The sequence below is a fragment of the Streptomyces sp. NBC_00457 genome, assembly GCF_036014015.1.
In the GTDB taxonomy this organism is placed as follows: Bacteria; Actinomycetota; Actinomycetes; order Streptomycetales; family Streptomycetaceae; genus Streptomyces.
In genome coordinates this window covers 6,800,298-6,821,045 of the sequence record NZ_CP107905.1, presented here as the reverse complement: position 1 = coordinate 6,821,045, position 20,748 = coordinate 6,800,298, and the positions used below count along the sequence as shown (strand labels likewise).

Annotated in this window: 20 protein-coding genes and 2 tRNA genes; 13 read left to right on the top strand and 9 right to left on the bottom strand. The window is 70.4% G+C overall.

The window, feature by feature from the left end; genetic code table 11:
* Positions 1-418: 418 nt before the first annotated feature.
* From OG828_RS31160 to OG828_RS31150, 3 genes are all read left to right on the top strand, one after another.
* Complete coding sequence (locus tag OG828_RS31160) at positions 419-790, top strand: hypothetical protein (protein ID WP_210576758.1); 372 nt, start codon at positions 419-421, stop codon at positions 788-790.
* Between the two features lie 234 nt (positions 791-1,024).
* Positions 1,025-1,615: a bifunctional DNA primase/polymerase gene (locus tag OG828_RS31155; RefSeq protein ID WP_328502997.1), complete on the top strand. Its 591-nt coding sequence runs from the start codon at positions 1,025-1,027 to the stop codon at positions 1,613-1,615.
* A tRNA-Lys gene (locus tag OG828_RS31150) sits at positions 1,606-1,679 on the top strand. Before OG828_RS31155 ends, OG828_RS31150 begins: the two co-directional genes overlap by 10 nt.
* Positions 1,680-1,747: 68 nt before the next feature.
* Here the strand turns inward: OG828_RS31150 and OG828_RS31145 are convergent.
* The gene (locus tag OG828_RS31145) at positions 1,748-3,061 is read right to left on the bottom strand and encodes a M6 family metalloprotease domain-containing protein (RefSeq protein WP_443062449.1); all 1,314 of its coding nucleotides are present in this window, start codon (positions 3,059-3,061) and stop codon (positions 1,748-1,750) included.
* A 389-nt stretch (positions 3,062-3,450) separates the two neighbouring features.
* Here OG828_RS31145 and OG828_RS31140 point away from each other — a divergent pair, with 389 nt between their 5' ends.
* The gene (locus OG828_RS31140) at positions 3,451-5,316 is read left to right on the top strand and encodes a putative bifunctional diguanylate cyclase/phosphodiesterase (RefSeq protein ID WP_328502996.1); all 1,866 of its coding nucleotides are present in this window, start codon (positions 3,451-3,453) and stop codon (positions 5,314-5,316) included.
* On the opposite strand, the gene OG828_RS31135 is transcribed toward OG828_RS31140, so the two are convergent.
* The 3 genes from OG828_RS31135 to OG828_RS31125 all read right to left on the bottom strand — a co-directional run bounded on the left by OG828_RS31135 (position 5,292) and on the right by OG828_RS31125 (position 8,828).
* On the bottom strand, positions 5,292-6,383 hold the full coding sequence (locus tag OG828_RS31135; protein WP_328364025.1) for an LLM class flavin-dependent oxidoreductase: 1,092 nt from the start codon (positions 6,381-6,383) through the stop codon (positions 5,292-5,294). The genes OG828_RS31140 and OG828_RS31135 overlap by 25 nt on opposite strands.
* A 77-nt stretch (positions 6,384-6,460) precedes the next feature.
* On the bottom strand, positions 6,461-7,849 hold the full coding sequence (locus OG828_RS31130) for an amidase (protein ID WP_328502995.1): 1,389 nt from the start codon (positions 7,847-7,849) through the stop codon (positions 6,461-6,463).
* A gap of 19 nt (positions 7,850-7,868) precedes the next feature.
* A complete protein-coding gene (locus OG828_RS31125; protein ID WP_328502994.1) occupies positions 7,869-8,828 on the bottom strand; it encodes a D-2-hydroxyacid dehydrogenase in 960 nt (319 codons plus the stop codon).
* A 205-nt stretch (positions 8,829-9,033) separates the two neighbouring features.
* Between OG828_RS31125 and OG828_RS31120 the strand changes: the two genes are divergently transcribed.
* Both OG828_RS31120 and OG828_RS31115 read left to right on the top strand, forming a co-directional pair.
* Complete coding sequence (locus OG828_RS31120; RefSeq protein WP_328364016.1) at positions 9,034-9,873, top strand: maleate cis-trans isomerase family protein; 840 nt, start codon at positions 9,034-9,036, stop codon at positions 9,871-9,873.
* Positions 9,870-10,601, top strand: coding sequence for a maleate cis-trans isomerase family protein (locus OG828_RS31115; protein ID WP_328364013.1), 732 nt, complete (start codon positions 9,870-9,872; stop codon positions 10,599-10,601). Before OG828_RS31120 ends, OG828_RS31115 begins: the two co-directional genes overlap by 4 nt.
* Here OG828_RS31115 and OG828_RS31110 read toward each other — a convergent pair.
* Positions 10,573-11,808 (bottom strand): helix-turn-helix domain-containing protein, encoded by a 1,236-nt coding sequence (locus OG828_RS31110; RefSeq protein WP_328502993.1) that lies wholly within the window; start codon positions 11,806-11,808, stop codon positions 10,573-10,575. The genes OG828_RS31115 and OG828_RS31110 overlap by 29 nt on opposite strands.
* Positions 11,809-11,957: 149 nt before the next feature.
* Here OG828_RS31110 and OG828_RS31105 point away from each other — a divergent pair, with 149 nt between their 5' ends.
* Positions 11,958-12,911, top strand: coding sequence for a poly(ethylene terephthalate) hydrolase family protein (locus tag OG828_RS31105; RefSeq protein WP_443062448.1), 954 nt, complete (start codon positions 11,958-11,960; stop codon positions 12,909-12,911).
* Between the two features lie 66 nt (positions 12,912-12,977).
* Here the strand turns inward: OG828_RS31105 and OG828_RS31100 are convergent, their stop codons facing one another.
* A complete protein-coding gene (locus OG828_RS31100; RefSeq protein WP_328440428.1) occupies positions 12,978-13,472 on the bottom strand; it encodes a DUF3830 family protein in 495 nt (164 codons plus the stop codon).
* Between the two features lie 126 nt (positions 13,473-13,598).
* On the opposite strand from OG828_RS31100, the gene ehuB reads away from it, so the two are divergent.
* The 6 genes from ehuB (at position 13,599) to OG828_RS31070 (ending at position 17,775) form a co-directional block, all read left to right on the top strand.
* Positions 13,599-14,492 carry an ectoine/hydroxyectoine ABC transporter substrate-binding protein EhuB gene (gene ehuB / locus OG828_RS31095; RefSeq protein WP_328364002.1) on the top strand — a complete coding sequence of 298 codons (894 nt, stop codon included), beginning with the start codon at positions 13,599-13,601 and terminating at the stop codon, positions 14,490-14,492.
* Complete coding sequence (gene ehuC, locus OG828_RS31090) at positions 14,489-15,217, top strand: ectoine/hydroxyectoine ABC transporter permease subunit EhuC (RefSeq protein WP_328363999.1); 729 nt, start codon at positions 14,489-14,491, stop codon at positions 15,215-15,217. The genes ehuB and ehuC overlap by 4 nt, the downstream gene beginning before the upstream one ends.
* Positions 15,214-15,864, top strand: a complete 651-nt coding sequence (gene ehuD, locus OG828_RS31085; protein WP_328440427.1) for an ectoine/hydroxyectoine ABC transporter permease subunit EhuD — start codon at positions 15,214-15,216, stop codon at positions 15,862-15,864. The genes ehuC and ehuD overlap by 4 nt, the downstream gene beginning before the upstream one ends.
* Positions 15,854-16,636 (top strand): ectoine/hydroxyectoine ABC transporter ATP-binding protein EhuA, encoded by a 783-nt coding sequence (gene ehuA / locus OG828_RS31080; RefSeq protein WP_328363993.1) that lies wholly within the window; start codon positions 15,854-15,856, stop codon positions 16,634-16,636. The genes ehuD and ehuA overlap by 11 nt, the downstream gene beginning before the upstream one ends.
* Positions 16,637-16,843: 207 nt before the next feature.
* Positions 16,844-17,602 (top strand): IclR family transcriptional regulator, encoded by a 759-nt coding sequence (locus OG828_RS31075; RefSeq protein ID WP_328440426.1) that lies wholly within the window; start codon positions 16,844-16,846, stop codon positions 17,600-17,602.
* A gap of 99 nt (positions 17,603-17,701) precedes the next feature.
* A tRNA-Lys gene (locus OG828_RS31070) sits at positions 17,702-17,775 on the top strand.
* 56 nt (positions 17,776-17,831) lie between these two features.
* On the opposite strand, the gene OG828_RS31065 is transcribed toward OG828_RS31070, so the two are convergent.
* From OG828_RS31065 to OG828_RS31055, 3 genes are all read right to left on the bottom strand, one after another.
* The gene (locus OG828_RS31065) at positions 17,832-19,505 is read right to left on the bottom strand and encodes an AMP-binding protein (RefSeq protein ID WP_328502991.1); all 1,674 of its coding nucleotides are present in this window, start codon (positions 19,503-19,505) and stop codon (positions 17,832-17,834) included.
* Between the two features lie 69 nt (positions 19,506-19,574).
* On the bottom strand, positions 19,575-20,021 hold the full coding sequence (locus tag OG828_RS31060) for a DUF3592 domain-containing protein (RefSeq protein ID WP_328363985.1): 447 nt from the start codon (positions 20,019-20,021) through the stop codon (positions 19,575-19,577).
* A 103-nt stretch (positions 20,022-20,124) separates the two neighbouring features.
* Positions 20,125-20,730, bottom strand: coding sequence for a lytic polysaccharide monooxygenase auxiliary activity family 9 protein (locus OG828_RS31055; protein WP_328363982.1), 606 nt, complete (start codon positions 20,728-20,730; stop codon positions 20,125-20,127).
* Positions 20,731-20,748: the final 18 nt, after the last annotated feature.

Sequence of the window (20,748 nt, the reverse complement as noted above, 5' to 3'; positions counted from 1 at the left end):
CGCCGCAGACGACGCCCCACCGCCGGACGGAGTCCGGCACGCCGCCGGAGGCGGCCCGTGAATACAGCCCCGGACGGCTGGGAGGCGAACTATGCCGTACTGGCGCATCTGGCGGAGCGGCGGGTGGGGTGGCGGCCGTGACCGGCTCCCGGGCAGTGCACCAGCCAGCGCCGCAGACGACGCCCCACCGCCGGACGGAGTCCGGCACGCCGCCGGAGGCGGCCCGTGAATACAGCCCCGGACGGCTGGGAGGTGAACCACGCCGTACTGGCGCACCTGGCCGAGCGGCGGGTGGGGTGGCGGCCGTGAGGCTTGTGCCGGTGCCATGTGCCGCAGGCCCACTTGCGGAGGCGCGAGACAATGGACGGTGGCCCGCTCCACAGGCCGGCCGCCCATGACGTACGAGGAGGAGACAGACATGGCGGAGCCCACGCCGCGTCGGAACGAACCGCGGCTACGCCCCGCGCCACTGCTCTTCGAGCCCGCGCAGGTGGCGGACGATCCGGAGCACTTCTTCGATCTGGAGTCGATCGAGGATCCGCGCGCGTTGCTGGCGCGGGCGACGGAGCTGACGCAGGCGTTTCGGGCGGCGACGGATCGTGCGGTGGAGTTTCAGGCGATCGCGGCCGCGCAGTTGGCGGATCCTCGGCGGTTCGATCGGCTGACGGCGGCGGATATCGCTGAGCGGGCCGAGTGGACCGAGGACTACGCGAAGAAGATGGTCGAGTTCGGGCGGGATCTTTTGCGGGGGGTTGCCGGGGATGGGCGGGGGACTGCGGATCCGGTGTGAGTGACGTGAACGTTGGCTGGTGCTGGCCGGGGGTGGGTCGCGCGGCCCGGCGCGGTCGCTGGGGCGGGGTGGGTCGCGCCGGCCCGGCGCTGACGGGGTGCCGCCTGCGCCCTACCCGCAGTAGGGGTGGGCGGCATATGCCAGGCGGGCAAGATACTCCCTCCCGTTGCTCTCTGTCCCCGTTTCCGGCAACCCTCTGGGACTGTCTGCTCACCGGCGGTAGATCTGGACGGTATGAGCAGCAGCACCCGCAATGAGACGTTGTCCGATCGATTCGACGTATCCGGTGTCACCGCGGACGGTGCAGCGTGGCTGGCGTCGGCCGGGGCGTACCCGCGGAGCGCTCTCGCGCTGTGGGAGGAGCGGCCGGACGCGCCGGTCGTGCTGCCGTGCGGTACTGCCTTCGATGTCGTGAGCGTGCCCGCGGTCTTCGGGCGGCAGATGCTGGACCGGTTGTGGGACGAGGGACCGGGGTCCGGGCCGGTCGCGGTGTTCCGGGGGCGGATGCTGCTGTTCGCCGGGACGGGTACGGCACACCGGCTGCCGTCGCTGCTGGAATGGGAGGAGTGGGCCGGCCGGAGCGGTGGAATCCCGCCACTGCTCTGCCACGGCCACGGTGACGCCGTGACCCTCCCCGCCCCCCTCGGTGCGGTCGGCCTCCACTCCCGCTGGCTCGTCGCCCCCGACACCCGTCACCCGTGGCTGCCGGGGCCGGAAATCCTGCTGTGGGCGGCCGTGCGGGCGGCCCGGACCACCGTACGGATATCGATTTTTCCTCCCGCCGATCAGGGTGCTAAGGTCTACGACGTCAGCAGGCGCCGCTAGCTCAGTTGGTTAGAGCAGCTGACTCTTAATCAGCGGGTCCGGGGTTCGAGTCCCTGGCGGCGCACCGACCGGAAGGCCTCTCACTCAGGTGGGAGGCCTTTTGCGTGCCCCCCAGACACACAACCGACGGGATCACGCTCTCGTGATCCTCACCGTCCACGCCCCCGCCGCCGTCCGCCCCTCCACCTCCACCCGGACCCCTTCGCCCGGCACGGTGAAGGTCTCGCCGAGGGCGACCGGGGCGTCCGCGAGGGGTGGGTAGACGGAGTTCGCCCAGCAGGCCTCGGTGCGGGGGTGGGCGTCGATGACCTGGATCGGGCCACCGACGGATGCCTCGCCGCTGCGGACGCGGTAGACGAGGATGCCCTGGCGGCAGGCCGTCGCGTCGTTGCCGACGGGGCCGCGGGCCTCGAAGGCGAGGGCCGTGTCGGCGCCGGTGCGGAGGATGGCCACCTTGGTGCCGTTGCCGAGGCCGAAGGACGGGGCGCCCGCGGCGCCGGTCGCCGGGTCGTCCGGGCCCGCCGACAGCGGCTCCAGGGTCAGCCGGGTGGGCCCGCTGCCCTGCACGCATCTCACCTGCCGGCCGTCCAGCCAGCCCAGCTTCCACTTGTGCCAGCCGAACAGGTCGGGCGCCAGGCCGAACTGGCTGCCCATCAGGTCCCAGTCGCCGACATAGGTGTCCCAGTCGCCCTCGTCGTCCGTCGGCCGGTGGTACAGGTCGGGCAGGTCGAAGACATGCCCGGTCTCATGGGCCAGGACCAGCCGGTCCGGCGGATGCTGTTCGAAGACCGTGACGACCCGGCGCAGGTCCGTGCCGTCGGCGCGCAGCGGAGTCTCCAGGTTGACGACCTTCGTCGCGTCCGAGTCGACGCCGGGGGCGTGCGGATCGGCGACGAAGTAGACGATGTCGTAGCGGGAGAAGTCGACGTGCGGGTCGGCCACCCGCATGGCGTCGCGCAGGAAGGCCGCCCGGTGCGCGGAATTCCAGTCGCGCTGTATGGCGTACGACATCGACGAGTGCGGCATCCGGGTCCAGTGCCGGAGCGGGTGCGGGCGCAGGGTGAAGCGGCCGTAGGAAGAGCGTTCGAAGAAGCGGCTGGTGACCGGGAAGTGGTCGGCGGTCAGTTCGGCGGGGGTGGTGAGCGGGGCGGAGTCCGGGAAGGACAGGAACACCATCACCGCGTCAAGCCGGCGGGCCGGGCGCGGATAGGCGGCGTTCCAGGTGTCGACGCCCTCGGAGTGATGGGCGTCGGTGCGGTGCAGGGCGCACGAGGCCGGAGAGTACGGCTCGGCGACCGAAGGGCCCGTGATCAGGGATGTCGCGGCGAGCGCGGACATCGTGGTGAACACCGCGGCCGTACTGCGCAGTCGGGGCCGCGCCGCCGCCCAGCCGAACCCTCGGCGGACCCCATGGGTGAGTCCGGTGAGGGAGAGCTGACGTGGCACGGGGACCTCCGGGTGCGGTTCGCGGGACACCGCATCCAGCCTGTGCGAGATTGTCGTACTACGTCCTGTTTGTCTGGCCCAGATGAGTGAGATACCCGAGAGACCGTCAGAAGAGAGGGCCAGTGGCAACAGCCGAAGCCGACACCCCCGAATCGCTCACGGAACGTCACATGCGATCGAGGGCCCGAAGAACCCGCCCATGTGCGGGCAGAAACGATCTGCCAGAAAGGCCGGTCCGTCGGGGACACTGGACTGTGGCTGGAAGGGCCCGGGGCCAGCCTCTATGATCGGCACACTTTCCAGCCCGGACACGGCCCGGAGGCCTTCCTCCCCGGACGGTCATCCCGACGAGACCCATCCGAAGATCGAGTGCACTGCGGGAGCGAGCGGTGAGCGGAACGTCCGAAGGGCCGGCGCCCACGGCAGATCTCATGCAACTTGCCGTCACAGAGAGTGATGAAATGTTGTCGTCCGGCACCACTCCGGACACTCTGACCCCACCAGTCGACTTCCGTTCCGCGTTCTCCGCGGCCCCGCTCGCGATGGCCGTGGTCGACCGCGAGGGCCTGGTCGTCAGCGCCAATGAAGCGCTCGGCGCTCTACTCGGCGCGCAGGCAGAGGTGTTGACCGGCAAACTGGCCGCCGATCTGGTGGACCTGGCGTCCGACGCCCGTACCTGGCACGCGTATCGCGAGGTGCTGCGCGGGCGGCAGGCGCGGCTGCGCTGTACGCGTCGTATCAAGCATCCCGACGGGCAGGCGGTGTGGGTGCAGGTCACGGTCGGGCCGCTGCCGGACCGGGCCGAGGCGGTGCTGCTGTCCGTCTTCGACATCAGTGCCCGGCGTGAACTCCAGGCGCGGCTGCGGCACTTGCAGATGCACGACCCGGTGACCCGGCTGCCCAACCGCACGCTGTTCTTCGAGCGTCTGTCGTCCGCGCTGGAGGCGGATGCGTACGCGGAGGGCGGCACCGGACGGATCGGGCTGTGCTACCTGGACCTCGACGGCTTCAAGGCGGTCAACGACACGCTCGGCCACCGGGTCGGCGACCGGCTGCTGGCCGCCGTGGCGGAGCGCCTCAATCGCTGTGCGGACGAGGCCGGTTACGCCAGAGCGAGCGCGCCGCTGGTGGCGCGGCTCGGCGGGGACGAGTTCGCCCTGCTGGTCGAGGACTCGACGGGTACCGAGCAACTCGCCGATCTGGCCGAGTCGGTGCTGCGGGCCCTGCAGGCGCCGTTCGACCTGTCCGGGCAGCGGCTGTCGGTCTCGGCGTCGATCGGCGTGGTGGAACGCCGGGCCGCCGGGACCACGGCGACCGGTCTGATGCAGGCCGCCGACACCACGCTGTACTGGGCGAAGGCCGACGGCAAGGACCGCTGGACGCTGTTCGATCCGGAGCGCAACGCCCACCGCATGACCCGTCAGGCCCTGGCCTCCACCCTCCGCCCGGCCATCGAGCGTGGTGAATTCACCCTCGAATACCAGCCGTTGGTGGGCATGGAGGACGGACGGCTGCGCGGGGTCGAGGCGTTGGTCAGATGGAACCATCCACAGTTCGGCGTACTGACGCCGAATCGGTTCATCGGATTGGCGGAGGAGGACGGTTCGATCGTTCCGCTGGGCCGCTGGGTGCTCGCCACGGCCTGCCGGCAGGCGCGGCGCTGGCAGGTGGAACACCCCGACGAACCCCCGCTGTTCGTCAGCGTCAATGTGGCGGTCCGCCAGGTCTGGGACTCGGACCTGGTGGCGGACGTGGCCGAGACGCTGGCGGAGACGGGCCTCGCACCGCATCTGCTCCAGCTCGAACTCACCGAGTCCGCGGTGATGGGCTCGGCGGGCCGCCCCCTCCAAGCGCTCCAGGCGCTCAGCGAGATGGGCGTGGGCATCGCGATCGACGACTTCGGCACCGGCTACTCGAACCTGGCCTACCTCAGCCGGCTGCCGGTGTCGGTGCTGAAGCTCGACGGGTCGTTCGTACGGGGCTTCCAGTACGACAGCACCGACAGCACCGCCGACAAGGCCGTCGCGCCCAACCCGGCGGACGAGGTCATCGTCGAGGCGATGATCCAGCTCGCCCACCGGCTGGGGCTGACCGTCACGGCGGAGTGCGTGGAGACGTCGGCGCAGGCCACCCGGCTCCGTCACATCGGCTGCGACACCGGGCAGGGGTGGCTGTACTCCCGTCCGGTGCCGCCGGATCGTATCTCCGAGCTGCTGGGCCCGCCCGAAGTTCAGGCGGCGGTCGGCAACCCGTAGGCGTCCGCGATGAGTTCGTAGCTGCGGACGCGGACGGCTCCGTCGTGGGCGTGCGAGGTGAGCATCAACTCGTCGGCCCCGGTGCGCTTCTGGAGGTCGTCGAGGCCGGCGCGGACCTCGTCGGCGGTGCCGTGGATGATGTTGGAGTTCCAGGAGCCGATGAACTCCCGCTCCATGGGGCTGAATTCGTGGGCCTCGGCTTCCTCGGGGGTCGGGACGAGGCCGGGACGTCCGGTGCGCAGGCGGATCATGTTCAGGGCGCCGGCCATGACCTGGCGGCGGGCCTCCTTCTCGTCGTCGGTGGCGAGCGCGGAGACGCCGATGAGGGCGTAGGGCTCGTCGAGGAGCGCGGACGGCTGGAAGGACTCCCGGTAGATCTCCAGGGCCGGGATCGTGTTCTGCGCGGAGAAGTGGTGCGCGAAGGCGAAGGGCAGGCCGAGAGCGGCGGCGAGACGGGCACTGAAGCCGGAGGAGCCGAGCAGCCAGACCGGGGGGCGGTGCGGGGACTGGACGCCGCCGGGGCTGGTCGCCTGGACCGGGCCGGGGACGGCGTGGATCCGGCGGTAGGGGTGGCCGTCGGGGAAGTCGTCGTCCAGGAAGCGGACCAGCTCGGCGAGCTGCTGGGGGAAGTCGTCGGCACCCTCGCCCAGGTGGTCCGTGCGCCGCAGGGCTGCCGCGGTGGCGCCGTCCGTGCCGGGGGCTCGGCCGAGGCCCAGGTCGACGCGGCCCGGCGCCATCGCCTCCAGCGTGCCGAACTGCTCCGCGATGACGAGCGGGGCGTGGTTCGGGAGCATCACGCCGCCCGAGCCGAGGCGGATGCGGCTGGTGTGTGCGGCGAGGTGGGCGAGGATCACGGCCGGCGACGAGGAGGCCACGCCCGGCATGGAGTGGTGCTCGGCGACCCAGTAGCGGTGGAAGCCGCGCTTTTCGGCGAGGCGGGACAGCTCGACGCTGGTACGGAGGGCGTCGGTGGCGGTGTGTCCCGCACCGACGGTCACCAGGTCCAGTACGGAGAGGGCGGTGGGGGCCGTGCCCTGCGCTGTGCCCCGTATCTCGTCTGCCGTCACGGTGAAGCCTCCTGTGTTGGTGCCGTGCGCTGTCCGCGGCAGTGCAACAGGAGGCTGTCTCCGTTTATTCCCGGGGGTTATTCCCGAGGGCCGGCGCCCCCTGCCTCGTAGAGCGCATGCGCCGCCCGCAGCACCAGATCGTCCCGGTGCCGTGCCCCCAGGATCTGCATCCCGATCGGCAACCCGTCCCCATCCGTCCCCACCGGCACCGTCGCCGCCGGCTGCTGGGTCATGTTGAACGGGTAGGTGAACGGCGTCCAGCCGGTCCACCGCCGGTGCCCTGATCCCTTCGGTACCTCGGCGCCCGCCTCGAACGCGGTGATCGGCAGGGTCGGCGTGACCAGCAGGTCGTACGACTCGTGGAAGTGCCCCATCCGGCGCCCGAGTTCCATGCGGACGTCGACCGCGGCGAGGTAGTCCAGCGCGCTGTAGCGGGCGCCGAGGGCGCAGATCTCGCGGAGTCCGGGATCGAGCAACTCGCGCTGGTGCGGCCCGAAGGGCTGGGTCACCCGGGCCGCGCCGCTGAACCACAGGGTGTGGAAGGCGTCCACCGGGTCGGTGAAGTCGGGGTCGGTCTCCTCGACGTACGCGCCGAGCCCGGCCAGGCGTTCCACGGCCCGCCGTACGGCCGCGGCGACCGCGGGACGGACCGCCACCTGGCCGCCCAGCGCGGGCGAGTAGGCGACCCGCAGCCCGCGGACGCCGCCCGCGAGGGCCTGGACGAAGGAGGTGGCCGGTGCGAGCGCCGACCAGTCCCGGGCGTCGGGACCGCCGATCACGTCCATCAGCAGCGCCGCGTCCGCCGCGTCCCGCGTCATCGGCCCGACGTGCGCCAGCGTGCCGAAGGCGCTCGCGGGATACAGCGGCACCCGTCCGTACGTCGGCTTCAGCGCGAAGATCCCGCAGAAGGCGGCCGGGATGCGGACACTGCCGCCGCCGTCCGTGCCGAGCGACAACGGCCCCGCGCCCAGCGCCACGGCCGCCGCGCTTCCGCCGCTCGAACCGCCCGCGGTGCGTGAGGTGTCGTGGGGGTTTCGGGTCACCCCGGACAGCGGTGAGTCCGTGACGCCCTTCCAGCCGAACTCGGGCGTCGTGGTCTTCCCGAGGAACACGGCGCCGTGCTCGCGCAGCCGGGCGACGGAGGGGGCGTCCTCGTCCCAACGGCCGTTCGGGTCAATGGCCTTGGAGCCCTTGAGCGTCGGCCCGCCCCGCATCAGCAGGATGTCCTTCACCGTCACCGGCACCCCGTCCACCAGCCCGGCCGGCTCCCCGCGCCGCCACCGCCGCTCCGACTCGGCGGCCCGCGCGAGCGCGTCCTCGGGGTCGAGACGTACGAACGCGTTGACGACCGGCTGCAGTTGCTCGGCGCGTTCCAGGGCCGCGCGGGTCGCCTCGACGGGGCTGAACTCGCCCTTTCGGAAGCCGTTGACGAGTTGTACGGCGGTCAGCTCGGTGAGCTCCGACATGCAGCATCCTCCAGGGACGTCAGCGTCCGGGTACGTACCCGCGCTTCTTGTCGACCACGTTCAGCAGTGATCTGCCCGCCTCCCAGCGTTCGTACAACTCCAGGAACTGCCGACCGAGTTCGTCCCGCCAGCCGATCGTGTCGCCGCTCATGTGCGGGGACACGATCAGGCCGGGCAACTGCCACAACGGGCTGTCGGGGGTGAGGGGTTCGTGCTCGAAGACGTCCAGGGCTGCGCCCGCGATCCACCGCTTGGCCAGCGCCTCGGCGAGCGCGTCCTCGACGACCAGCTGGCCGCGGCCGACGTTGATGAAGCGTGCGGAGGGCTGCATCATGCCGAAGCGGCGGGCGTCGAACATGCCGTGCGTCTGCTCGGTGAGCGGCGCGGCGGCGATCACCCAGTCGGCGCGCGCCATCAGCCGGTCGAGGTCCTCGGGGCCGTGGACGCCGGTGCGCGAGGTGCGTCCGACGAGCGCGGTCGTCACTTCGAGGGCCTTGAGGGTACGGGCGATCGTCCGCCCGATCGGGCCCGAACCGACGACGCACGCGCGTGTGCCCGCGACCCGCTGCGACTCGCGGTGGCGCCACTCCCGGGCGCGCTGGAGCTCCCACGTCCGCGGCAGATCCTTGGCCATCGCGAGGACGAGCGCGGCGACGTACTCGGCGATGGGCTGGTCGAAGATGCCGCGTGCGTTGGTGACCACCGTGTCGGAGTCGGCCAGCTCCGGGCACATCAGATGGTCCACGCCCGCGCTCGCCGTGTGCACCCAGCGCGGGCGCGGTCCCTCGCCCGGCCAGGCCTCGCGCACGGCGTGCGAGGTGAAGTCCCAGACCAGGAGCACATCGGCGTGCGGGAGGCGCTCGGCGAGGGTCGAGGGGGCCGCGTGTTCGATGCGCGCGCGGCCGGTGAGGCGGCCGAGGCGGGGCGGCGGCTCGGCGTCGAGGACGAGGAGGGTGGGGGCGGACGGGGGTGAGGTCATTCGAGGGCCGTTTCTCGGCGTTTTCTCAACGATTTCTCGGCGATGACAGTCGTCTGACGTGGGCGGTGATGTGCCGGTAACGACACGTTGACCTGCGGGCGACATGCGAGGATTGACCACGCTCGCACCCGAACCTACCTTCGTCAACATGGGCGGGCGTTGGGTCCGCTGCCCTCTCGTTCCTCATGTGAGGCCGGTGCCTGCCATGGATGTCTCCTTTCTGGGCGGACCGCGCCTTCAGCGCGGTGTCGGTGTAGTGGCCCCCTTCGACTTCGCGCTGGATCGCGAGCTGTGGCGCTGGGTGCCCGACGACGTCTCCCTCCACCTCACGCGCACGCCGTTCGTGCCCGTGGAGGTCAGCCTCGACCTGGCCCGGCTGGTCAGCGAGCACGAGACGCTCGGCGACGCCGTGCGCACCCTGAACGCCGTCACGCCCGAGGTCGTCGCCTACGCCTGCACCTCCGGCAGCTTCGTCGGCGGCGTCGCGGGCGAACGCGCGATGTGCGAGGCGATGACCCGCGAGGGCGCCGTGCCGTCCCTCACGACGTCCGGCGCGCTGCTGGAGGCGCTGGCCTCGCTGGGCGCGCGGAGGGTGGCGCTGGTGACGCCGTACACGGTGTCGGTGACCCGCTCGCTGGAGGAGTACGTGGCGGAGGCGGGCGTCACGGTCACGGGCTGCGCGTTCATGGGCCTGACGCGGCACATCTGGAAGGTGCCGTACCGGAACGTGGCGGACATGGCGCGGCAGGCGGTGAGCCGGGGCGGGGCGGACGCCCTGTTCATCAGCTGCACCAACCTGCCCACGTACGACGTCATCCCCCAACTCGAGGCGGAACTGCGCCTGCCGGTCCTGTCGGCCAACCAGGTGACGATGTGGGCGGCACTGCGCCGACTGGGTACCCGAGCGGTGGGGCCGTATCAGCGGCTGATCGATCCGGCCGCGCGGATCGGCCCCGTGGTGCCGGAGAGTTCCGGCGCCGTACTGCCGGAGGGTTCCGGCCCCGCACTGCCGGAGGAAGAGCAGCAGCAGGAAGGGTGGACATGACAGCACTCGGATTCCTCTACCCGGGCCACTCCGCCGAGGACGACTATCCACGCATCGAGCTGCTCCTGGGCAGCGACATCCGGCTCGACGTGATCCACACGGACATCGGCGAGGACGCCCACCGTGTCGACGCGCTGCTCGGGATGGGCTCGGCGGAACGACTCGCGGCGGGCGTCGAGGACCTCCGCCTGACCGGCGCCGAGGCGGTGGTGTGGGCCTGCACCAGCGGCAGCTTCGTCTACGGCTGGGAGGGCGCCCATGACCAGGTCCGCAGCCTCGCGCTCGCGGCCGGCATGCCCGCTTCCTCGACGTCCTTCGCCTTCGTGCACGCGGTGCGGGAGCTGGACGTGCGGCGGGTCGCGGTCGGCGCGACGTATCCGTCGGACGTGGCGGACCTGTTCGCTGAGTTCCTGCGGGCGGGCGGCGCTGAGGTGCTCTCCGTCCGCGGCTCCGGCATCATCACGGCGGCCGAGGTCGGCACGTGGGGTGAGGAAGAGGTCCTGACGCTGGCGCGCGAGGCGGACCACACGGACGCGGAAGCGGTCCTCCTCCCGGACACCGCCCTCCACACCGCCTCCCATCTCCCCGCCCTGGAGAAGGAACTGGGCAAGCCGGTCCTCACCGCGAATCAGGTCACGGTCTGGGAGGCCCTGCGGCTGACGGACCGGCGGGTGAACGCGCCGGTGCTGGGTTCTCTGTTCACGAGGGAGCCGATCGTGCAGGCGTGACGGCGGGGCTGCCGGGTGCGGCCGTGATGCCGGGTGCGGCGGTGATGCCGTCGGTGTGCAGCAGCCAGGTCAGGGTGATCATGAGGTCGAGTCGGTCGGCGGGATCGTAGACCCGGCTTCCGGTCAGTTCCGCTATCCGGCGCAGCCGGTAGCGGACGGTCTGTTCGTGGACCTGGAGCCGGGCGCTCGTGATCACGGCGTTGTCACCGCACTGGAGATAGGTGAGGAGCGTGGTCAGCAGCGGCACCCGGCGGCGCGGCGGCAGGGCGAGGATCGGGGCCAGGAACACGGCCGAGGTGGTGTCGATGAGGTCCTCGACCATGGCGGCGGCCAGCAGCGCGGTGTGGTCGGCCGCCCGCTGCGGCCGGTCGGACGGCAGCACGCCGCGCTCCATGAGGGCGCTGGTGTGCCGGGCCCAGCGGAGCGAGACGGCGGTGCGCTCGGCCGGCACCGTCGGCCCGATGGCGGCGGCACCCAGCGGGACCAGCAGGGTGGGCAGCCAATCCCGCCCTGCCGAGTCGGGGTCGGGGACGATCAGATACGACGCGTCCCAGTCGGCGAGCACATCGGGGGGCAGGATGCGGCTCGGCGGCCGGGCGGCGGAGAGCAGGGCGACGGCCGCGACCGTGCCGGGCACCCTCCAGTCGGCCGCCCTGGCCTGCTCGTGGATCAGGTCGGGGTCGGGCGGCGGCTCGCGGACCAGCAGATCACGCAGTCGCCGGCGCCGACGCTCCCGGTCGGTGGCCAGCTGACCCTGCTGACGCGCGTACCCCTGGGCGCCTGCGTCGGCCGCCTGGGCGAGGAGCCCGAAGAGGCCGTCGGTGAGCGAGGAGAGGGTCTCCTTGGGCCAGGAGAACCGGTAGGCGTCCTTGATGAACCGGCGGCAGGCGACCTGCCCGCTCAGCCTGAGCGCGGTCTGCAGCCGGTCGAGGCTGTAGCCGCGACGGGCCGCCTCGGCCCCCAACTGGCTGTAAAGCTCGGTCAGTCGGGTGGAGTCCGTGGCGTGCCGGCCGAGTGAGTCGACGAAGTGGGCGACGGTTTCGTCGATGACCTGACGGACGGCTCTGCGGTAGTCGGCGTCCACGGGCGGACCGCCCTCGTGAACATGCACCCGGACCTCGCGCTCGATCTCCTCGACGGCGTCCGGGAGGTGCGGCCGGAGCATGTCCGACAGCGACTTCGCCAACGGTGGGTCGATGACAGTCACAAGCATCCTCTTCCGTCCCCCCGGATGGTCCCGGCACATCGTTCACCCGGTCAACTCACCTGCGTGACAAGGTGAGTTGATCGTTTTGTCGGTGCCGCGCCAACCTTGTCGGAGACCGACAAACAAGGCCGCGAATTGCCCGGCGTCACATGCAGCACGCCGGTCTCCCTGATTCCACGATGTCCTCTCGAAACCCCCACACCCCCACACTCACGAGAGGACTCTCCGTGAAACCAGCGCTGAGAAAAAGGTTAGGAGTACTGCTCACCGGTGTGTCCCTGACCGTGTTGCTGGGCGTCAACGCCCCGGCCGAGGCGGCACAGAACCCCTACGAGCGCGGCCCCGCCCCCACGCAGGCCAGCGTCATCGCCGCCCGCGGTCCGTTCGCCATCGGCCAGGTCACGGTGGAGTCCGGCAGCGGCACCGGCTTCAACGGCGGCACGATCTACTACCCGACCGACACCAGTCAGGGCACGTTCGGAGCGGTCGCGGTCATTCCCGGTTTCGTCTCGCCCCAGTCCGTGGTCCAGTGGCTGGGCCCCCGCCTGGCCTCGCAGGGCTTCGTCGTCTTCACCCTGGACTCCAACGGGCTGTTCGACCAGCCGCAGAGCCGCGGCAGCCAACTGCTCGCCGCGCTGGACCATCTGACCACGAGGAGTCCGGTCCGCGATCGCGTCGACCCCAGCCGCCTCGCGGTCATGGGGCATTCGATGGGCGGCGGGGGCTCGCTGTGGGCGGCGCAGAACCGGTCGTCCCTGCAGGCGGCGATTCCGCTGGCGCCCTGGGAATCCGACACCACCTGGGAGAACGTCAGTGTGCCTACGATGATCATCGGAGGCCAGTCCGACACCATCGCCCCGGTCGCCTCCATGTCGATCCCGATGTACACGTCCATGACGGGCGCGCCCGAGAAGGCGTACCTGGAAATGCTGAACGGCAGCCATTTCGCGCCCGTCAGCGAGAACGTCACCACCGCCAAGTACGCGCTGTCCTGGCTGAAGCGCTTCGTCGACAACGACACCCGCTACGACCAGTTCCTCTGCCCGGCACCCACCCCGAGCACGGCGATCAGCCAGTACCGCGACACCTGCCCCAACACCTGACCCGCCACCTCGGCCCGACCCTCCCCTCTCCCCGGGAGGGCCGGGCCAACCCTGCGGCAAGGCACGTCACGCCCTCCGGAAGCTGAGGCTCTCCCCCGCCGCCCCCGTCCGCCACAGGTCGTTGCAGCCCTCCGCCATTTCCGTGAGGCCCTCGACCACCGTCCCCCACACGATCCCCGGCACCCACCCCACGTCGGCGTTGAGCAGCAGGTTGTTGCGTTCGTAGAAGAGGGCCAGGTCGACGAGGGTCGTGCCGGGGCGGACCTCGCGGTCGTAGCCGTACGCCTTCGTGCCCAGTTCCGCCCCGGCGAAGGAGAAGTAGCAGAGGTCCCCCGGGATGGGGGTCACCGTCGGATTCTCCAGAGGCGGCTCCGCGTCCGCGAACGGTGCGAAAAGGGCGTAGATCTCATTGCGTGCGTATTTCGCGTGGTAGACGTCGCCGGAAAGCGGCAGGGAATCCCAGACGGCGGCGCAGGTGATCGGTGCGCGGTCGTCGAGCAGCCGGGCCCGGCAGGTGATTCCGCGCTTGACCAGCGATACTTCGATGTAGCGATCAGCCATGCAGTCCATGGTGCCCCGCCGGTCAAGAGGGCGTGGCCAGGAACGGGGCTCAAATCGGCCCGCATAACTCGCATGAGGTCGGGTAGCTGCGCCGCCATGGCTCCATCACTGGAACATGGCTCAGATATGTCCGGGCCCACGCGTATGTCCGGGCCCACGCGCCGGTCGCTGCTCGCGGGGGTGGCGGCGGTCGGCGCGCTGGGCGCCGCGGGCTGCTCACGTGTGGCCTCGGCTTCGTCCACGGAGGGCGGTGATCTCCTCGACCGGCTGAAGGCGCAGGGTGTCGTGCGGCTCGGGATCGCGGGCGAGATCCCGTTCGGATACATCGATACGAACGGCGAACTCACCGGTGAGGCACCGGAGTTGGCGAAGGTGATCTTCAAACGGCTCGGCGTGGACAGCGTGCAGGCCGTGCCGACGGAGTTCGGGTCGCTGATTCCGGGGCTGAATGTGCAGCAGTTCGACGTCGTGGCGGCGGGGATGTACGTCAATCCCGAGCGCTGCGCGGAGGTGATCTTCGCCGATCCGGACTACCAGATGCTCGATGCCTTCATCGTGCGCAAGGGGAATCCGAAGGGGCTGCACAACTACAAGGACGTCGTCGAGAAGAAGGCGAAGTTCGCGACCGGGACCGGTTACGCGGAGATCCAGTACGCCGTCGAGGCGGGGTACAAGGAGAGCGACATCATGATCGTCCAGGATCAGGTCGCCGGGCTGAACGCGGTGGAGGCGGGGCGCGTCGACGTCTTCGCCGGGACCGCGCTCACCACTCGCGAGGTGGTGAAGAAGTCCGCCAAGGCCGAGTCGACCGAGCCGTTCAAGCCGATCGTCGGCGGCAAGCCGCATGTCGACGGGGGCGCCTTCGCGTTCCGCCCGACGGAGACCAACCTCCGCGACGCCTTCAATGTGGAACTGCGGAAGCTCAAGAAGAGCGGGGAGCTGCTCCGCATCCTCCGGCCCTTCGGCTTCACCCAGGCGGAGATGACCGACCTCACCGCGAAGGAGCTGTGCGGCGGATGACCTCGGGACTGTGGGAACTGGTACTCAAGGGCCTCTGGGTCACGATCCAGCTGCTCGTCTTCAGCGCGCTGCTCGCGGCGGCCGTGTCGTTCATCGTCGGCACCGCCCGCGTCCACCGGTCGCGGATCGTCCGCTTCCTCGCGGGCTTCTACACCGAGGTGTTCCGCGGGACCTCGGCGCTGGTCATGATCTTCTGGGTGTACTTCGTACTGCCGCCCGCCTTCGGCTGGCAGCTGGTGCCGATGTGGGCGGGCACGCTGGCGCTGGGACTGACCTACGGGGCGTACGGCTCCGAGATCGTCCGCGGCGCGCTGGCCGCCGTCGACCCGGCGCAGAAGGAGGGTGGGATCGCGCTCAGCTTCACGCCCTGGCAGCGGATGCGGCTGATCCTGCTGCCGCAGGCGGTGCCGGAGATGATCCCGCCGTTCTCCAATCTGCTGATCGAGCTGCTCAAGGGCACCGCGCTGGTGTCGATCATGGGCATGGGCGATCTGGCGTTCAGCGGCAGCCTGGTGCGGCTCGCCCTGCAGGAGAGCGCGGAGATCTACACGTACATCCTGCTGATCTACTTCGTGATCGCCTTCCTGCTGACGCGTGTGATGCGCGGACTGGAGAAGAAGTTGAAGGCCGGGGTCGGCAAGGAACCGAAGCGTGGCCTCTCCCCCGATGACGAGCTGAAGCGCGCCCAGACAACCGGTATAGGAAGTGGGGCTGGGGCAGCATGAACTGGGACTGGAATGCCGTAGGCGACTTCATGCCGCACTTCTGGGACGGCCTGCTGGTCACCCTGCAGGCGCTGGTGCTCGGCTCGCTGATCTCGTTCGCGCTGGGCCTGGTGTGGGCGCTGCTGATGCGCGTGCCCTCGCGCTGGGTGACCTGGCCGGTCGGGGTCGTCACGGAGTTCGTGCGCAACACCCCGCTGCTGGTGCAGCTGTTCTTCCTCTTCTACGTGCTGCCCGAGTGGAACATCACCTTCTCCGCGCTGACCACCGGCGTCTTCGCGATCGGCCTGCACTACTCGACGTACACGATGCAGGTCTACCGGGCCGGTATCGAAGCGGTGCCCGTCGGCCAGTGGGAGGCGGCGACCGCGCTGAACCTGCCGCTCAGGCGGACGTGGACCGTGGTGATCCTGCCGCAGGCCATCCGCCGGGTCGTGCCGGCGCTCGGCAACTACGTGATCGCGATGCTGAAGGACACGCCGATGCTGATGGCCATCACCGTGCTGGACATGATGGGCGAGGCACGGCTGTTCTCCCAGCAGACCTTCCGCTTCACCGAGCCGCTGACCGTGATCGGCGTGGCCTTCATCCTCATCTCCTATCTCGCCTCCGTCCTGCTGCGCACCCTGGAGCGACGCCTTGTCCGTTGACACCGAAAAGAACCCGACCGACGTGCCCGCCTCCTCGTCCGAACTGATCCGCCTGGAGAACGTGACCAAGCGGTTCGGCGAGAACACGGTCCTCGACCATCTCGACTTCTCCGTGAGCGCGGGCAAGCACGTCACCCTGATCGGCCCGTCCGGCTCCGGCAAGACCACGATCCTGCGGCTGCTGATGACGCTGACCAAGCCCGACGAGGGCACCATCACCGTGGACGGGGAGCAGTTGTTCCCCGCGCCGGAGAAGCAGGTCCGCGAGGTCCGCAAGAAGATCGGGATGGTCTTCCAGCAGTTCAACCTGTTCCCGAACATGACGGTGCTGAGGAACATCACCGAGGCCCCGGTCACCGTGCTCGGCATGTCCAAGGACGAGGCGGACGAGCGGGCGCGCGGGCTGCTGGACCTGGTGGGGCTCAGCGACAAGTGCGACGCGCACCCCTCCCAGCTCTCCGGCGGCCAGCAGCAGCGCGTCGCGATCGCGCGGGCGCTGGCGATGCGGCCGCAGGTGCTGCTGCTCGACGAGGTGACGTCCGCGCTCGACCCGGAGCTGGTCGCCGGTGTCCTCGACGTCCTCCGGGACATCGCCCGTTCCACGGACATCACGATGCTCTGTGTGACCCACGAGATGAATTTCGCCCGCGACATCTCCGACCAGGTCCTGATGTTCGATTCCGGCCGGGTCATCGAGGCCGGGCCGCCGGAGAAAATCTTCAGCGACCCGGAGCAGGACCGAACGCGGGAATTCCTCAGCGCGGTTCTCTGATTGCAGGAGGTGAAGGCGGACGGGCTGCCGGTACGCAAACGGCAGCCCTTTCCTCTGGCATATGCCAGAGTGTCAGTCCCCCTGCTGAGAGGGCCGGAATCTCGTCAACAACCGCTCACTACAAGCCTCTTGGCGGCTATCGTGGAGAGGATCCGCTGACCGGATTGCGGCCCAAGAGCGAGCCAAGAGCGAGCGCAGGGGGAAACCGTGGCGCTGATGAACGAGCCGACCGCGCCGTACCACTCGGCCCAGGACGCCCTGCGCGTCCTGGAGACGGTGGCGCGGCACTCCGCCGGAGTCACCGACGCCGAGCTCGCCCGGCACACCGGCCTCGGCGCCGAGCGGCTGACCGTGCTGCTGCGGATGCTGCGCCGTGAGGGGTACGTCGAGCAGGGCACCGACGGCGCCTATGTCACCGGTGCCGCCCTCACCCGCCTCACCTCCACGCACGGCCGCGAGGAGGCCCTGCGCGAGAAGCTCCAGGGCACCCTCGACCGGCTGCGCGACTCGGTGGGCGCGGCGGTCTACATCAGCCGGTACGTCGACGGCGAGATCAACGTCACGCAGTACGCCGACGGCCCCACCACTCCCGCGGTGAACGAGTGGGTGGACTTCCGCTACTCCGCCCACGCCACCGCGATCGGCAAGAGCCTGCTCGGCCAGCTCGACCACAACGGCCGCCGGGACCATCTCTCCCGACACAAGATGGCCCGGCTCACCTCGCGCACCATCACCAGCGACAAGCTGCTGCTCTCCCGCCTGGAGGCCCAGCCGCCGACCGTGCCCCACCTCGACCTCCAGGAGTATGCGATCGGCACGGTCTGCGCCGCCGTCCCGATCACGGCCGGCTCCTCCGTGGGCTGCCTCGCCCTCTCCCTCCCGGTCGAGCACGCACACCGGCTCAAGCAGGCGGCCGACGCGCTGAACCGCAACGCCGCGCCGGTGCTGCTCTCGCTGGCCATCTGAGGGTCGCCCGGCATTGGTCAGGAGCACCCCTGAGAACCGGGTAATATTTTCCGTACCGCCGCCGCGCGAAGCACATCACGCGCGGCCGGCGAGGGTCATGCGCCGCTAGCTCAGTTGGTTAGAGCAGCTGACTCTTAATCAGCGGGTCCGGGGTTCGAGTCCCTGGCGGCGCACGTTGTCGATGGCGAGGCGTGTTCGCGGAAAGCGCGAACCGGCCTCGCCATCGTCGTTACTGCGCGGCTGCGCCGCGCGTTGTGGGGGCTCCGCCACCCACACCCCCTGAAGCCGGGCCTCTCGTGGGAGCGAGGGGCCCTTCTTCGATGTCCGCGGGCGTCAGCCTCCGGTACACGTCCTCCCCCGCCGGTCGCCACCACACAGGATCAGCGCACCGGATCCCTTCCTTCCGCAGCCGCGCCCGGTGGATCTTGTTCGTCGCCGTGACCGGCATTCGCTGCACGACCCGTACGAACCGGGGCGCCATCTTGGTCCCGAGGTCGGGCTGGGCCGCCAGAAAGCGCACGAAGCCCTCCGGATCGAAGGTCCCGGAGATCGCCGCCATCACCTGGTCCCCGGTCACCGGGTCCGGCACCGCGTACACGGCGACGGCATCCGCGCCCTCGTACCGGGCGAGGATGTTCTCGATCATCGCGGCGGCGAGATTCTCACTGTCGACGCGAATCCGGTCGTCCGCGCGCCCGGCGAAGTACAGGAACCCGTCGGCGTCCCGGCAGAAGAGGTCGCCGGTCCAGTACGCGCCGTCCCGCAGCCGTGCCGCGTCCGCCTCCGGGTTGCGCCAGTAGCCCTCGAAGGGATTCGGCCCCCGGTTCACCAGCTCGCCGATCGCCTCCTCCCCGTTGAGCAGCCGCCCCGTGGAGTCGAAGAGAGCCGCCGGGCACTCCTGCCTCGTCTCCGGATCGAGTACGACCAGCCCGGGCGTCGCGGGCCCGACCGCCCCCGCCGGCGTCCCCGGCGTCCACTGCACCGCCGCCCCGCCCTCCGACGACCCGTACCCCTCCACCAGCCGCACCCCGAACCGCCGCTCGAACGCCGCCGCGTCCACCGCCCCCGCCTCCGTGCCGAAGCCGAGCCGCAGCGGATTGTCGCGGTCGTCGCGCCGTTCCTCGGTGGCGAGGATGTACTGCACGGCCCGCCCGACATACGTGAAGTACGTCGCCCCGTACCGCCGTACGTCCGTCAGGAACCCCGACGCCGAGAACCGCCGCCGCAGCGCCACCCCCGCCCCGGCCGCCAGTGCGGGCGCCCAGTCGGCGATCACCGCGTTGCCGTGGAACATCGGCATGCAGATGTAGTGCACGTCGTCCCGGCCCACCCCGAAGTGGCCGGCGAGGGAGTGCCCGGCGGCGGCAAGGCGGCCCTGGGTGCAGACGGCGGCCTTGGGGGCGCCGGTCGAGCCGGAGGTGAAGTAGAGCAGGAGACGGTGGGACGGGGTGGCCCGGGTGGCGTCCGGGCGGGCGTCGGCGTAGGGCGCGAGCAGGTCGTCGTACTCCTGGGTGTCGGTGCACAGCAGGCGTACGCCGGGCAGGTCGAGGCCGGTGAGGAGCGGGAGGCGGGTGCGGTCGGTGAGGACGATCCGGCAGTCGGTGTGCAGGATGTCGCGGGCGAGTTCGGGGCCGCGGCGGGTGGGATTGATCCCGGCGACGGCCGCACCGGCGAGAGCGGCGGCGCCCAACCACAGCGGGTACTCGGGGGTGTTGTCGAGCAGCACCCCGATGTGCGGCTCGGCGTCCGGCGGCAGCAGATCGGCCAGCAGCGCGGCACGGGCCGCCGCTCCGGCCGCCATCTCGTGGTGGCTGAACGTCCGTTCCTCGCACCACAACCCCGGGCGGTGGTCGCCCCACCCCGCGGCGACGAGTTCCGCGACCGTACGCGCACTGGATTCCATGGGCGCGCACGGTAATTGACGTACCGTCAGATGTGGAGCCCCAGGAGGACCCGGAAGCGCCCCAGGAACCTAGAACCCGAAGCCTTCCGCCGCCGAGAAGAACGCGTGGACGATGACCATGAACGCGATACAGAAGGCGATGAAGACGCCGAAGAACAGCAGCACGCAGCCCGAGCCCGCCGCGAGCTTTCCGGGCGAGGGAGCGTGGGCCGTGGCGCGCTCGGGGCGCTCCGGCAGGTAGTGCACGGTGACGATGTCGCCTTCCACGGTCGTCGCCGGGCCGTACTGCTCCTCGAACCGGATGTAACGCCCGTCGCGCGTGGTGAACTCGTAGACGTGGTGCTGCGTCGTGGAGTCATTGCTAGTCGTCGTGAACGCCCGCAGACACCGTGCCTCGGCCGTGAGTCCGTTGTTCCAGGCGCCGCGGATGTCGCGGGCGCGCCGCATCAGCCTCGTCGCGGCGTAGACCGCCAGGCCGATCATGAGCAGCGGTATGACGTAGAACAGCGCTTCCATGAGATCCCCCGAGGTCAGGTACGGCTTCCCGCACGCCGGAACGGTCTTGATCGGCGTGCGGGAAACCTACCCGCGGGGGGTGGCGGATTGACTCAAGGGATGCTCAGAACGTGACGTCGGAGCAGGCGTAGAACGCGTTGCTCGTGTCCGCGATCGTCCACACGGCGAGGATGACGTGGTGGCCGCTCAGGCCGGAGGGCAGCGTGCCGCTGTGGGAGAGGGTCTGCGGCGGGCGCTGGCCGTTGTAGGGGACGGTGAAGAACGGGGTGAGGTTGAGGTCCGAGCGGGCCAGGTTGTGGTTCTGGTTCCAGCCCGGCTTGGTGACGTAGTACTTGAAGTCGGTCGTGGCGTGCATGGCGGTGAACTGCCAGCGGAACGTGTAGCTCTGACCGCCCGTCACCCTGGTGGTCGGCCAGGCGGCGCCGGAGGGCGTCTTCGGTGCGCTGAGCTGGGCGAACTGGCCCAGCCCCGCGTTGCATATCTGCCCGTCCGCCGGGCCGGAGGCCGGGAAGCCCTTGGGGCCCTCGACGCTCTGCGGCTCCCACTGGATGGAGCCGCAGTTGGTCACGGTGCCGTTCTGGCAGAGCTTCTGCCTGCTGATGGGGAGGTCGGTGTAGCCGTGGCCGCTGGCGCCGCCGGAGGAGAGCACAAGGGCTCCGGTCGTGGCGAGGCCCACCGCGACGGCGGACAACTTGGTCTTGGTGCGCATGCTGCCGCTCCTGGAGAA